Consider the following 13,366-nt stretch of genomic DNA (forward strand, 5'->3'; position numbering starts at 1 on the left):
GGGCTCTGACAGCTGTTCATTGCTTCAGAACAAACACAGTGGACGCGAGCAACTGAGGACAAGCCCTCGGCCTATTAGTACCAGTCAGCTCCACCCCTTACGAGGCTTCCACATCTGGCCTATCAACCCAGTCGTCTACTGGGAGCCTTACCCTCTCAAGGAGGTGGGAACACTCATCTCGAAGCAGGCTTCCCGCTTAGATGCTTTCAGCGGTTATCCTTTCCGAACGTAGCCAACCAGCCATGCCCTTGGCAGGACAACTGGCACACCAGAGGTTCGTCCGTCCCGGTCCTCTCGTACTAGGGACAGCCCTTCTCAATGTTCCTGCGCGCGCAGCGGATAGGGACCGAACTGTCTCACGACGTTCTAAACCCAGCTCGCGTACCGCTTTAATGGGCGAACAGCCCAACCCTTGGGACCGACTCCAGCCCCAGGATGCGACGAGCCGACATCGAGGTGCCAAACCATCCCGTCGATATGGACTCTTGGGGAAGATCAGCCTGTTATCCCCGGGGTACCTTTTATCCGTTGAGCGACGGCGCTTCCACAAGCCACCGCCGGATCACTAGTCCCGACTTTCGTCCCTGCTCGACCCGTCGGTCTCACAGTCAAGCTCCCTTGTGCACTTACACTCAACACCTGATTGCCAACCAGGCTGAGGGAACCTTTGGGCGCCTCCGTTACTCTTTAGGAGGCAACCGCCCCAGTTAAACTACCCATCAGACACTGTCCCTGATCCGGATCACGGACCGAGGTTAGACATCCAGCACGACCAGAGTGGTATTTCAACGACGACTCCACAACCACTGGCGTGGCCGCTTCAAAGTCTCCCACCTATCCTACACAAGCCGAACCGAACACCAATATCAAACTGTAGTAAAGGTCCCGGGGTCTTTCCGTCCTGCTGCGCGAAACGAGCATCTTTACTCGTAGTGCAATTTCACCGGGCCTATGGTTGAGACAGTCGAGAAGTCGTTACGCCATTCGTGCAGGTCGGAACTTACCCGACAAGGAATTTCGCTACCTTAGGATGGTTATAGTTACCACCGCCGTTTACTGGCGCTTAAGTTCTCAGCTTCGCAACCCCGAAAGATCACTAACCGGTCCCCTTAACGTTCCAGCACCGGGCAGGCGTCAGTCCGTATACATCGCCTTACGGCTTCGCACGGACCTGTGTTTTTAGTAAACAGTCGCTTCTCGCTGGTCTCTGCGGCCACCCCCAGCTCACCGAGTAAATCGGATCACCAGTGATGGCCCCCCTTCTCCCGAAGTTACGGGGGCATTTTGCCGAGTTCCTTAACCATAGTTCACCCGAACGCCTCGGTATTCTCTACCTGACCACCTGAGTCGGTTTAGGGTACGGGCCGCCATGAAACTCGCTAGAGGCTTTTCTCGACAGCATAGGATCATCCACTTCACCACAATCGGCTCGGCATCAGGTCTCAGACTATGTGTTGTCCGGATTTGCCTAGACAACGTCCTACACCCTTACCCCGGGACAACCACCGCCCGGGCTGGACTACCTTCCTGCGTCACCCCATCGCTTACCTACTACAGATCCGGGTCACCGGCTCCACCACTCCCCTCAACTCCGAAGAGATCAGGGCGGCTTCACGGGCTTAGCATCGTCTGATTCGATATTGGGCGTTTCAAAGCGGGTACCGGAATATCAACCGGTTGTCCATCGACTACGCCTGTCGGCCTCGCCTTAGGTCCCGACTTACCCTGGGCAGATCAGCTTGACCCAGGAACCCTTAGTCAATCGGCGCACACGTTTCTCACGTGTGTATCGCTACTCATGCCTGCATTCTCACTCGTGAACCGTCCACCACTAGCTTCCGCTGCAGCTTCACCCGGCACACGACGCTCCCCTACCCATCCATACAGGCGTTGGCCCTATACGTATGAATGACACGACTTCGGCGGTACGCTTGAGCCCCGCTACATTGTCGGCGCGGAATCACTTGACCAGTGAGCTATTACGCACTCTTTCAAGGGTGGCTGCTTCTAAGCCAACCTCCTGGTTGTCTCTGCGACTCCACATCCTTTCCCACTTAGCGTACGCTTAGGGGCCTTAGTCGATGCTCTGGGCTGTTTCCCTCTCGACCATGGAGCTTATCCCCCACAGTCTCACTGCCGCGCTCTCACTTACCGGCATTCGGAGTTTGGCTAAGGTCAGTAACCCGGTAGGGCCCATCGCCTATCCAGTGCTCTACCTCCGGCAAGAAACACACGACGCTGCACCTAAATGCATTTCGGGGAGAACCAGCTATCACGGAGTTTGATTGGCCTTTCACCCCTAACCACAGGTCATCCCCCAGGTTTTCAACCCTGGTGGGTTCGGTCCTCCACGACCTCTTACAGCCGCTTCAACCTGCCCATGGCTAGATCACTCCGCTTCGGGTCTAGAGCGTGCAACTCAAACGCCCTATTCGGACTCGCTTTCGCTACGGCTTCCCCACACGGGTTAACCTCGCTACACACCGCTAACTCGCAGGCTCATTCTTCAAAAGGCACGCAGTCACGACTGCATGTGCAAGCACATACAGCGACGCTCCCACGGCTTGTAGGCACACGGTTTCAGGTACTATTTCACTCCGCTCCCGCGGTACTTTTCACCATTCCCTCACGGTACTATCCGCTATCGGTCACCAGGGAATATTTAGGCTTAGCGGGTGGTCCCGCCAGATTCACACGGGATTTCTCGGGCCCCGTGCTACTTGGGTGTCTCTCAAACGAGCCGTTGATGTTTCAGCTACGGGGGTCTTACCCTCTACGCCGGACCTTTCGCATGTCCTTCGCCTACACCAACGGTTTCTGACTCGCCTCACAGCCGGCAGACTGTGAAAGAGAGATCCCACAACCCCGCATGCGCAACCCCTGCCGGGTATCACACGCATACGGTTTGGCCTCATCCGGTTTCGCTCGCCACTACTCCCGGAATCACGGTTGTTTTCTCTTCCTGAGGGTACTGAGATGTTTCACTTCCCCTCGTTCCCTCCACATACCCTATGTGTTCAGGTATGGGTGACAGCCCATGACGACTGCCGGGTTTCCCCATTCGGAAACCCCCGGATCAAAGCCTGGTTGACGGCTCCCCGGGGACTATCGTGGCCTCCCACGTCCTTCATCGGTTCCTGGTGCCAAGGCATCCACCGTGCGCCCTTAAAAACTTGGCCACAGATGCTCGCGTCCACTGTGCAGTTCTCAAACAACGACCAGCCACCCATCACCCCCACCATGCAGTGGAGTTCACTGGGGCCGGCGACCGAAGACCAACAGGCAAAGCCCGTGCCTTCAGATACCCAACAGCGTGCCCGGCCCTCTCCATCGCCTCGTTCCGTGTTCCACGCTCCGAAGAGCAGTACTAGCGGCCCGAGTTGACCAAGAGCGCCGAATAGTCAACGTTCCACCCATGAGCTGACCGTGCAGAACATTTGTCTGCAGACGGTGCTGTGCTCCTTAGAAAGGAGGTGATCCAGCCGCACCTTCCGGTACGGCTACCTTGTTACGACTTCGTCCCAATCGCCAGTCCCACCTTCGACAGCTCCCTCCCACAAGGGGTTGGGCCACCGGCTTCGGGTGTTACCGACTTTCGTGACGTGACGGGCGGTGTGTACAAGGCCCGGGAACGTATTCACCGCAGCAATGCTGATCTGCGATTACTAGCAACTCCGACTTCATGGGGTCGAGTTGCAGACCCCAATCCGAACTGAGACCGGCTTTTTGAGATTCGCTCCGCCTCACGGCATCGCAGCTCTTTGTACCGGCCATTGTAGCACGTGTGCAGCCCAAGACATAAGGGGCATGATGACTTGACGTCGTCCCCACCTTCCTCCGAGTTGACCCCGGCAGTCTCCTGTGAGTCCCCATCACCCCGAAGGGCATGCTGGCAACACAGAACAAGGGTTGCGCTCGTTGCGGGACTTAACCCAACATCTCACGACACGAGCTGACGACAGCCATGCACCACCTGTATACCGACCACAAGGGGGCGACTATCTCTAGCCGTTTCCGGTATATGTCAAGCCTTGGTAAGGTTCTTCGCGTTGCGTCGAATTAAGCCACATGCTCCGCTGCTTGTGCGGGCCCCCGTCAATTCCTTTGAGTTTTAGCCTTGCGGCCGTACTCCCCAGGCGGGGAACTTAATGCGTTAGCTGCGGCACCGACGACGTGGAATGTCGCCAACACCTAGTTCCCAACGTTTACGGCGTGGACTACCAGGGTATCTAATCCTGTTCGCTCCCCACGCTTTCGCTCCTCAGCGTCAGTAATGGCCCAGAGATCCGCCTTCGCCACCGGTGTTCCTCCTGATATCTGCGCATTTCACCGCTACACCAGGAATTCCGATCTCCCCTACCACACTCTAGCTAGCCCGTATCGAATGCAGACCCGGGGTTAAGCCCCGGGCTTTCACATCCGACGTGACAAGCCGCCTACGAGCTCTTTACGCCCAATAATTCCGGACAACGCTTGCGCCCTACGTATTACCGCGGCTGCTGGCACGTAGTTAGCCGGCGCTTCTTCTGCAGGTACCGTCACTTTCGCTTCTTCCCTGCTGAAAGAGGTTTACAACCCGAAGGCCGTCATCCCTCACGCGGCGTCGCTGCATCAGGCTTTCGCCCATTGTGCAATATTCCCCACTGCTGCCTCCCGTAGGAGTCTGGGCCGTGTCTCAGTCCCAGTGTGGCCGGTCGCCCTCTCAGGCCGGCTACCCGTCGTCGCCTTGGTAGGCCATCACCCCACCAACAAGCTGATAGGCCGCGGGCTCATCCTTCACCGCCGGAGCTTTTAACCCCCCAAGATGCCCTGAGGAGTGTTATCCGGTATTAGACCCCGTTTCCAGGGCTTGTCCCAGAGTGAAGGGCAGATTGCCCACGTGTTACTCACCCGTTCGCCACTAATCCACCCCGAAGGGCTTCATCGTTCGACTTGCATGTGTTAAGCACGCCGCCAGCGTTCGTCCTGAGCCAGGATCAAACTCTCCATGAATGTTTACCCGCTATCGGGTGCACACATCACGTAAGAGCGGGACGACCAAGCCGGAATAAGGCCGGTCGTCCACAGCGTCCTCGCTGTGTTGTTGCCTGCCCACCACAAGAGCGGAACAGGACTTTTCAAAGGAACCTCGATCCGCCGAAACGGATACGGGGTTGTCAATCTGGCGTTGACTTTTGGCACGCTGTTGAGTTCTCAAGGAACGGACGCTTCCTTTGTACTCACCCTCTCGGGCTTTCCTCCGGGCGCTTCCCTTCGGTATTTCGTGTTCCCGACTCTATCAGACGCTTTCGTGTCCGACTTCCTCGGTGCCTTTCCGGTTCCCCCTCTCGGGTTTCCCTTTCCGGCGGTTCCGACTCTATCAGATCCTTTCGGACCTGATTCCCGGTCTCCCGGAGCCAAGTCGGCTTGCCTTCCCGGCCGTTGGGCCGTTCCGACGGGTGAGACATTAGCGGAATCCTCGGGCCCGACGCCAATCGGGATGCGTCCTCGAACGCGGATTCCTCATTTCGCAAAAGCGCACGAAAAACGAGACGACGAGGTGTCGTTCATAAGAAGTGGTTGATGCGGAATGGCTGTCCGGGGACCGACCGGGGTCGGCGCTCACGGCGGACAACTCGGAGAACACTACGGATCGGGCGAGGCCGTGTCAACCCTCGGCCGGGGTGTCCGACGGGCCTCGCAGGGGCTGGACCTCGTGCTTTCGGCCGAGGAAGACGTGGCGGGATGACCGATCTGGCGGACCCCGGGCTCGGCCTAGCTTGGCGGGTATGAGGTCTCTTCTCCGTAGCGCCGTGGCTGCCGCGACCCTCCTCGTGCTCGGAGTGGCCGTGGCACCCGGGGCCGCGTACGCCGTGGACGGGGACGACCGTGTCGCGCGGATCCGGCTGCGGGTCGTCGACGCGGTGAATGAGGAGACCCGGCACGAGGTCGAGCGGGCTCGCTCGTGCGGGGGCGGGGCCGCCTCGGGTGAAGTGGGCCGGCTTGAGCGCAAGTTGGAGCGGGGATGCCGACTGGCGGCGGAGCTGCGTTCCATCGGAGCTCGGGGCAACAGTGCCCGGGGCCGGGCCACTGGGGGCGCCGGGTCCTCGACGGGTGTCGCCGGTGAAGGGGAGCCGCAGGCCGGGGTCGGTCTGTTTCACGCCGCGGGCCAGGCCATTCCACATGCGCCTGTGGGGGTGCTGGCCCTCGTGGGCGGCGTGGCGCTGGCCATCGCCGGATGGGGTGCGGCGGCTGTTGTGCTGCGGCAGCCGCCGCGCGGCAGAGGCTGAGGGGTCAGCTCTGGCCGGAGGCCAGTTCGCGGCTGCGGTCGCGGGCGGCTTCCAGCGCCGCGATGAGGGCCGCGCGTACGCCGTGGTTCTCCAGCTCGCGGATCGCGCTGATGGTCGTGCCCGCCGGGGACATCACCGCCTCGCGCAGCTTCACCGGGTGCTCGCCGCTGTCGCGGAGCATCACGGCGGCGCCGATCGCCGACTGCACGATCAGGTCGTACGCCTGGGCGCGGGGCAGGCCGAGCAGGATTCCGGCGTCGGTCATCGCCTCGACCAGGTAGTAGAAGTACGCCGGGCCCGAGCCGGACAGGGCCGTCGCGGCGTCCTGCTGTGATTCCGGTACGCGCAGGGTCTTGCCCACTCCGCCGAAGATTTCCTCCGTGTGGGCGAGGTGGTCCGGCGTGGCGTGGCTGCCGCCGCTGATCACCGACATGCCCTCGTCGACCAGGACGGGGGTGTTCGGCATGACCCGGACGACCGGGGTGTTGGGCGTGAGGCGGTCTTCGATGAACGCGGTGGGGATGCCCGCCGCCGCGCTGACGACGAGTCGGTCGCTCGTGACGTACGGGGCCAGTTCGTCCAGGAGCCTGCCCATGTCCTGGGGCTTCACCGCGAGGATCAGCGTGTCGGCGCGCTTGGCGGCCTCGGCGTTGGTGACCGCGTCCACGCCGTAGCGGGCGTGGAGTTCCGCGGCGCGCTCCGAGCGGCGGGTGGTCACCAGGAGGTTGGCCGGGTGCCAGCCGGCCCGGATCATTCCGCTGAGGAGGGCCTCGCCGATCTTGCCGGTGCCGAGGACTGCGACGGTCTGGGTCATGCGGGTCACCCTCCTGGTGGTGCGCTTGCTCCTGCGCGGTCCATCCTCGCACCGGGGGTGGGGCGGTGCGGGGTGGTGTCCGAGGGGCGGTACGGGGACGCCGGGCCTGCTTCTTTCCCGCCGCCCCGCCCTTGGGCGGGGGGTGCTCAGGGGGTTTGGCGGCGGAGGGTTGCCGCGCCCAGGGCGAGGACCAGGGCCGCTACCGCGGCCACGATTCCCGCGTCTCTTGCGAAGTCAGCGGTGGCCTCGGGGTGGTGGAGGACCTGGGTCATGGCGTCCACCGCGTACGACATGGGCAGGACGTTGGAGATCCATTCCAGTACCGGCTGCATCGCGCTGCGCGGGGTGAACAGGCCGCAGAGCAGGAGCTGAGGGAAGATCACCGCCGGCATGAACTGGACCGCCTGGAATTCCGACGAGGCGAAGGCCGAGACGAACAGGCCGAGCGCCGTGCCGAGCAGGGCGTCCAGGAGGGCCACCAGGAGCAGCAGCCACGGGGAGCCGACCACGTTGAGGTCGAGGAGCCAGAGCGCGATGCCGGTCGCGATGAGCGACTGGAGGACAGCCAGGGCGCCGAACGCGAGGGCGTAGCCCCCGATCAGGTCGCCTTTGCCCAGGGGCATGGCGAGGAGGCGTTCCAGGGTGCCCGATGTGCGTTCGCGCAGGGTGGCGATGGAGGACACCAGGAACATCGTGATCAGCGGAAAGATGCCGAGCAGCGAGGCGCCGATGCTGTTGAACACGGCCGGGCTGCCGTCGAACACGTACCGGAGCAGGATCGTCATCAGGGAGGGGATGACGAGCAGGAGCGCGATGGTGCGCGGGTCGTGGCGCAGTTGGCGCAGGACGCGGGCGGCGGTCGCCAGGGTGCGGGATGCGTTCATCGGGGTGCCTTGCCTCGGGCCCCGAGCTGGGCCTCGTCCACGAGGTGGAGGAAGGCTTCCTCCACCGTCCGGGTGGCGGTACGGGTGCGCAGGGCGTCCGGGGTGTCGTCGGCCAGGAGGACGCCTTCGCGCAGGAGGAGCAGGCGGTGGCAGCGCTCCGCCTCGTCCATGACGTGCGAGGAGACCACGAGGGTGGTGCCGCGGGTGGCGGCGATGGTGTGGAAGAGGGTCCACAGGTCGCGGCGGAGTACGGGGTCCAGGCCGACGGTGGGCTCGTCCAGGACGAGCAGTTCCGGAGTGCCGAGCAGGGCGACGGCCAGTGAGGCGCGGCTGAGCTGGCCGCCGGAGAGGCGGCCCGCCAGGTCGTCGGCGTGGCTGGCGAGGTCGACGTCGGTGATGGCCCGCTCGACGGCTTCGGTGCGGGTGGTGCGGTGGGCCCGGCCGGGGTGGAGTACGGCCGCGAAGTAATCGAGATTCTGACGTACCGTCAAGTCCTTGTAGATGGACGGATCTTGGGTTACGTAGCCGATCCTCCGACGCAGGGACGGGGTGCCCGCGGGGGTGCCGAGGACCGTGAGGGTGCCGGTCACTTTCGCCTGCGTACCCACGAACGCACGCATCAGGGTCGACTTTCCGCAGCCGGACGGGCCGAGGAGGCCGGTGATGCGGCCTCGCGGGACGGTGAAGTCCAGGTCGTCGAGGACGGTTCTGAGGCCTCGGACAACGGTCAGGGCTCGGGCCTCGACCGCGGGGGCGGCGGCCGGGGAGGCGGTGTTCGTGGTGCGGTCCGGGTTCGTGGTGCGGTCCGGCTTGGAATTCACCATGTGATGAATAGTCCTCCGCCGGAGAGTGGGCGTCAAGGATCGGGGACCGTACGCGGTGCGCTGTGCGCTCGTCCGCTCAGTTGGTCGCCAGGCGCAGGTGGACCACGTAGCTCTCCTGAACCCATCCGTCCGGGAAGCGGGTACCGAGTAGGGCGCGCTCCTTGGCCAGGAACGCCGCCGCCTTCTCCTCGCCCAGGACCAGGAACGCGGAGTGGCTTCCCAGGTTCGCCAGGTGAGTGGCGAGCGGGACCCGGCGGGTGTGCGGGATGCGGCGTTCCGCGAACTCCAGGCCGGGGACGTCGGTCCAGGGGTGGGCGCCGCCGGTGGACTCGGTGGACTGGGTGGACCCGGCCGCTTCGCCAGTCGCCTTCGCTGCCTCGCCGGCGGCCTTCGCGGCTTCGCGCTGCGGTGCGAAGAACGCGTGCAGGCGGGCCTCCTGTTCGGCCACCCACTCCACGGTGCTGTCCGTGATGTTCCACCACAGCGCCAGCGCGCCGCCGGGCCGGAGTACGCGGCGGGCTTCCGGGCCTGCCTTCGCCGGGTCGGTCCAGTGCCAGGCCTGGGCGTACGTGATGAAGTCCGCGGATGCGGTGGCGAGGGGCAGCGCGTTGCCGTCGCCCCGCACCAGCGGGATGTGGGGGTTGCCGCGACGGAACTCGGCGGCCATGCCCTCGCCGGGTTCGACCGCCGTGACGTTCGCGCCGCGGGCGTGCAGCAGGGTGCTGGCTATGCCGGTGCCGGCCCCGATGTCCGCGACGTGGGCGTTCTTCAGGGGGTGGGCGGCGAGTTCCTCCACCGCGTCCAGGAGCGCAGGGGGGTACGAGGGGCGGTTCGCGGCGTATTGGGGAGCGGCGGTGTTGAAGGACTGGGCGCGGTTACCGGTCGTCATGGGGGGATTCTTGCCCAGCCGCCCGCCGCTTCCGCCTCCCCGGCTACTTTCGCCTCCCCGTTAATTCCTTCTGCCCCGCTACTTCCGCCTCCCCGCTACTTCCGCTTCGGCCTCTTGCGCGCCGCCGGGTTCCCCGTGCGGCTGCCCTGGCGGCGTTCGTACTGGGTGCGGGCCGTTTCGTACTCCTTGCGGTGCAGCGCCTCGCCGGGGGCCTCGGTGAAGGTGCGGAAGAAGTAGGCCAGCAGGGAGCCGATGAAGCCGATGGTCTTCAGACCCTGGAGCGAGCGGTCCGCGTCGGGGTTCTCGGGGCGGGTCGAGAAGCCCTCCCAGGTTTTGCGGAACGCCAGCGCGCTACAGATCGCGAACATCACCACGACCAGCACGTTCACAAATCCGCCGGTGTTCGCGATCTGTAGCCCCTCGTACGCGAAGCGCAGCACGAAGCAGGCCGCCGCTGCCGCCGCCAGCGAGCCGATCGCTGCGCCCGCTCGGCGCAGGCCGTATCCGTTGTCGTGGTCGACCCACGTCGTACCGAAGAAACGGATCGGCTCGGGCCGCGGTCCAGGGGCGAGGATCGCAGCCGCCGGCTTGCCCTTGCGGGCGCCGGGCCCCGTCCGGTCGCCGCGCGCGGTCGGGTCGGCGGACCCCGTCTGGTCGCCTTGCCCGTTCCGGTCAGCGGCCTCCGTCTGGTCAGGGGCACCGGTACGGTCGGCGGCCTCTGCCCGGTCTGCGGCCCCGGAACGGCCAGCAGCATCAGCCCGACCAGCAGCCCGCGTACGCCCAGCGGCTGCGGAACGGCCAGCGGCCCCGCGACGGCCAGCAGCACCAGTTCGGTCGGCTGGGACGTTGCCGTCGTCGGCCTTGCTGCCGCCTTCGGCTCCGCTGCCGTCCTCCGCGCTCGCGCCGTTCTTCTCGCTCATGGGGTCGATTATCCCCGGGCGCGTCCCGTGGGGCCGCCGACCGTGCGGGGCCTCGCCCGCTGTGCGCTCCGCGCGAAACGGCGTTCTCCGGCCGGTCTTCGGCCGGTCTTCAGCGCCTCTTCAGCCGGTCTTCGGCTCCGGGCCGATGCCCATGGGGCCGCTCCCCCGAGCTCTCGGCTCGCTCGAACCGCGGGGCCCCACCGCGGCGGAGCCGCGCGAGACCCCCACGGCCGCTCAGCCGCAGCGCGGCGCCACGTAGCCGTCGCTGCCCGTCTTCACATACGCGTCGGACACAAAGCGGCCGTTGCCAATGTTGTCCCAGATGTTCGTGGTGCCGTACGGGCCCGAGACCTTCGTGCCCGGGGTCTGGCAGTTCACCTCGACTGTCGCGCCCTGCGGCAGGACCTCGACCACCGCGTACCCCGTGCCGGGGCCGCTGCGGACGTTCAGTTCGCAGCCCGGCGCCACCGGATAACGTGCCATGTTCATCTCCCCCGTCTGCTTCACTCTGCGTGCAACACGCAGGCTAGCAAGCCCCTCGGGCCCGTACGTCCCATCGACTAGGCTCCGTCGGACGCGGGCGTACAACGGACACATGGGGGTGGGCCATGGCGTCGCCGCGCAGTATCGGGTTCGGGGCGGAGGGTGCCGAGGAGCCGGAATCCGTCGGCGCCTACCGGCTCGAATCCGTGCTCGGGGCGGGCGGCATGGGTGTGGTGCACCTGGCCACCTCTCCCTCCGGCATGCGGCTCGCCGTCAAGGTCGTCCACGCCCAGCACGCCGCCGATCCGGAGTTCCGGGCGCGGTTCAGGCAGGAGGTGTCGGCGGCCCGGCGGGTCAGCGGGGCCTTCACCGCCTCCGTCGTCGACGCCGACCCGGAGGCCGACCGGCCCTGGATGGCCACCGTGCACATTCCGGGCCCCACCCTCGCCGAACGGGTCAGGGACAGCGGGCCACTGACCGCCGAGGAGGTGCGCCGGCTCGGGGCCGGGCTCGCCGAGGCGCTGCGCGACATCCACCGGGCCGGGGTGGTGCACCGCGACCTCAAGCCGAGCAACGTGCTGCTCGCCGCCGACGGACCCAAGGTCATCGACTTCGGGATTTCGCGTCCGTACGACAGTGATCTGCGGACCGAGACCGGCAAGCTGATCGGGACCCCTCCCTTCATGGCGCCGGAGCAGTTCCAGCGGCCCCGCGACGTCGGGCCCGCCGCGGACGTGTTCGCCATGGGGGCCGTGCTCGTGCACGCCGCCACCGGCAGGGGGCCCTTCGACTCCGACTCGCACTACATCGTCGCCTACCAAGTGGTGCACAACGAACCGGACTTGACCGGTGTGCCCGACGATCTCGAACCGGTGCTCCGCGACTGCCTCGCCAAGGACCCCGGCGACCGGCCCACCCCGGACGAGCTGATGTCCGCGCTGCGGTCGGCCGCGTACGGCTCAGAGGCCCACATCCGCACGCAGCGGTTCAGGAATCCGGTACGGGGCAAGAGCGCGGCCGCCGAGTCGGCGGGCGCCTCGCGCCCGAGCCGCCGGGTGCGCGGCCGGGCCCGCTGGGTGCTCGGCGCGCTCGCGCTCGTCGGGATCGCCGGTGGGGCCGTGGCGGGCCTCCAGGCGCTGCCCGACGGGACCGGCACCGAGACCGTGGCCGCCGCCCCCGAGCAGGGCGCGGCTTCCCGATTCCGGCCCTGGTCCGTGCAGTTGCCCGGGAAGGGCACGGGTGAGAACCGCATGCCCTTCTGCTCCGCCGGCCCGGACGGCCACTCCCTCTACTGTGCCGCGCCCGGCGTCGCGGTCGCCCGGCTCGATCCCCTCGACGGGAAGATCCTGTGGTCCGTGCCGGGGGCGGCCGGGGCGATGCTCTCCGACGACCTCGCTCCGGTCGTCGCCGGCGGCCGGGTGCTCGTACGGATGCCCGGGGGCGGGGCGCTGCGCGCCTACGACCCCGGCACCGGGAAGCAGGTGTGGTCGGTGGACGTGTCGGCGTACTCCGGGGTGCGTCCCGCGGGCGACACCGTGTTGCTTTCGGCGCCCGACGGCGGGGTCACCGCGCTCAACTCCCTTACCGGGAAGCTGAGATGGCACCACCGGATCGGGGACCGGCGGTCGCAGTGGATCGTGCCCGGCGATCTTGGCCGAGGGGACTCCCCCGGCGGCGCGGCACTCGCGTTCGTCGCCACACCCTCCGCGGACGGCGCGTCGACCTCGGTCGGCGCCGTCGATCCGGCCACCGGCGCCGTGCGCTGGCAGAGCCGCGTCGACGGGCGGCTGAGGCCGGTCGCGGCCGACGGGAAGGCGTTGTTCCTGCTGCCGGCCGACGCCGGCGGGCTGACCTCGGCCGTCGTACGCCTGGACACCGCCACCCGCGCCGTCCGCCGCACCCCGCTCACCTCCCCACTCGACCAGGCGCAGGCCGCGGCCGACGGGGACACGGTGTACGTGTTCGGGGCGGGCGGGGCGCTCGTCGCGGTGGACTCGGTGCGCGGCGGTGAGACGTGGCGGCTCGACACCGGCGTCGCCCGTGCCTCGCGTCCCGTCGCGTCGGACGGCCGGGTGTATCTGACCGGTGCCGACGGCAGGCTGCTCGCCTTCGACGCACACAAGGGCGTACTCGCCGGGCAGACCAACCCCCGGATGAACGGCGGGCGTTACACCTTCACGCCCGCCCTTCCCGCGCCGCTCGCCGCCGGGGGCAGGCTGTATGCCGCCGCCCCCGACGGGTCGGTGTTCGCGGTCGACCCCGGCGCCGTCACCGCGTGGTGAA

The 13,366-nt window shown here is 66.3% G+C and carries 8 protein-coding genes and 2 rRNA genes; 2 read left to right on the forward strand and 8 right to left on the reverse strand.

What is annotated here, in order from left to right; genetic code table 11:
- Positions 1-54: 54 nt before the first annotated feature.
- A 23S ribosomal RNA gene (locus tag OG522_RS16375) occupies positions 55-3,179 on the reverse strand.
- 287 nt (positions 3,180-3,466) lie between these two features.
- Positions 3,467-4,992 (reverse strand): 16S ribosomal RNA (locus OG522_RS16380).
- The 16S and 23S rRNA genes sit together here, the layout of an rRNA operon.
- Before the next feature lie 776 nt (positions 4,993-5,768).
- Here OG522_RS16380 and OG522_RS16385 point away from each other — a divergent pair.
- Entirely contained in the window at positions 5,769-6,269 is a 501-nt protein-coding gene (locus tag OG522_RS16385; RefSeq protein WP_329463712.1) for a hypothetical protein, read from the forward strand.
- A gap of 4 nt (positions 6,270-6,273) precedes the next feature.
- On the opposite strand, the gene proC is transcribed toward OG522_RS16385, so the two are convergent.
- From proC to OG522_RS16415, 6 genes are all read right to left on the reverse strand, one after another.
- On the reverse strand, positions 6,274-7,083 hold the full coding sequence (gene proC / locus OG522_RS16390; RefSeq protein ID WP_329463713.1) for a pyrroline-5-carboxylate reductase: 810 nt from the start codon (positions 7,081-7,083) through the stop codon (positions 6,274-6,276).
- Positions 7,084-7,229: 146 nt separating this feature from the next.
- Complete coding sequence (locus OG522_RS16395; protein ID WP_329463714.1) at positions 7,230-7,967, reverse strand: ABC transporter permease; 738 nt, start codon at positions 7,965-7,967, stop codon at positions 7,230-7,232.
- A complete protein-coding gene (locus OG522_RS16400; RefSeq protein WP_329463715.1) occupies positions 7,964-8,791 on the reverse strand; it encodes an ABC transporter ATP-binding protein in 828 nt (275 codons plus the stop codon). Before OG522_RS16400 ends, OG522_RS16395 begins: the two co-directional genes overlap by 4 nt.
- Positions 8,792-8,867: 76 nt before the next feature.
- On the reverse strand, positions 8,868-9,680 hold the full coding sequence (locus OG522_RS16405) for a class I SAM-dependent methyltransferase (protein WP_329463716.1): 813 nt from the start codon (positions 9,678-9,680) through the stop codon (positions 8,868-8,870).
- A 95-nt stretch (positions 9,681-9,775) separates the two neighbouring features.
- Positions 9,776-10,255 carry a hypothetical protein gene (locus OG522_RS16410; protein WP_329467615.1) on the reverse strand — a complete coding sequence of 160 codons (480 nt, stop codon included), beginning with the start codon at positions 10,253-10,255 and terminating at the stop codon, positions 9,776-9,778.
- Between the two features lie 579 nt (positions 10,256-10,834).
- Positions 10,835-11,089 (reverse strand): SH3 domain-containing protein, encoded by a 255-nt coding sequence (locus OG522_RS16415; protein WP_329463717.1) that lies wholly within the window; start codon positions 11,087-11,089, stop codon positions 10,835-10,837.
- Positions 11,090-11,208: 119 nt separating this feature from the next.
- Between OG522_RS16415 and OG522_RS16420 the strand changes: the two genes are divergently transcribed.
- Positions 11,209-13,365, forward strand: a complete 2,157-nt coding sequence (locus tag OG522_RS16420) for a serine/threonine-protein kinase (protein ID WP_329463718.1) — start codon at positions 11,209-11,211, stop codon at positions 13,363-13,365.
- Position 13,366 lies beyond the last annotated feature (1 nt).

The sequence above is a fragment of the Streptomyces sp. NBC_01431 genome, from assembly GCF_036231355.1.
GTDB lineage: Bacteria > Actinomycetota > Actinomycetes > Streptomycetales > Streptomycetaceae > Streptomyces.

Bases quoted from the DNA above. Each gene is read 5' to 3' on its own strand.
- OG522_RS16385 (WP_329463712.1), top strand. From the start codon at position 5,769: ATGAGGTCTCTTCTCCGTAGCGCCGTGGCTGCCGCGACCCTCCTCGTG.
- proC (WP_329463713.1), bottom strand. From the start codon at position 7,083: ATGACCCAGACCGTCGCAGTCCTCGGCACCGGCAAGATCGGCGAGGCC.
- OG522_RS16395 (WP_329463714.1), bottom strand. From the start codon at position 7,967: ATGAACGCATCCCGCACCCTGGCGACCGCCGCCCGCGTCCTGCGCCAA.
- OG522_RS16400 (WP_329463715.1), bottom strand. From the start codon at position 8,791: ATGGTGAATTCCAAGCCGGACCGCACCACGAACCCGGACCGCACCACG.
- OG522_RS16405 (WP_329463716.1), bottom strand. From the start codon at position 9,680: ATGACGACCGGTAACCGCGCCCAGTCCTTCAACACCGCCGCTCCCCAA.
- OG522_RS16415 (WP_329463717.1), bottom strand. From the start codon at position 11,089: ATGAACATGGCACGTTATCCGGTGGCGCCGGGCTGCGAACTGAACGTC.
- OG522_RS16420 (WP_329463718.1), top strand. From the start codon at position 11,209: ATGGCGTCGCCGCGCAGTATCGGGTTCGGGGCGGAGGGTGCCGAGGAG.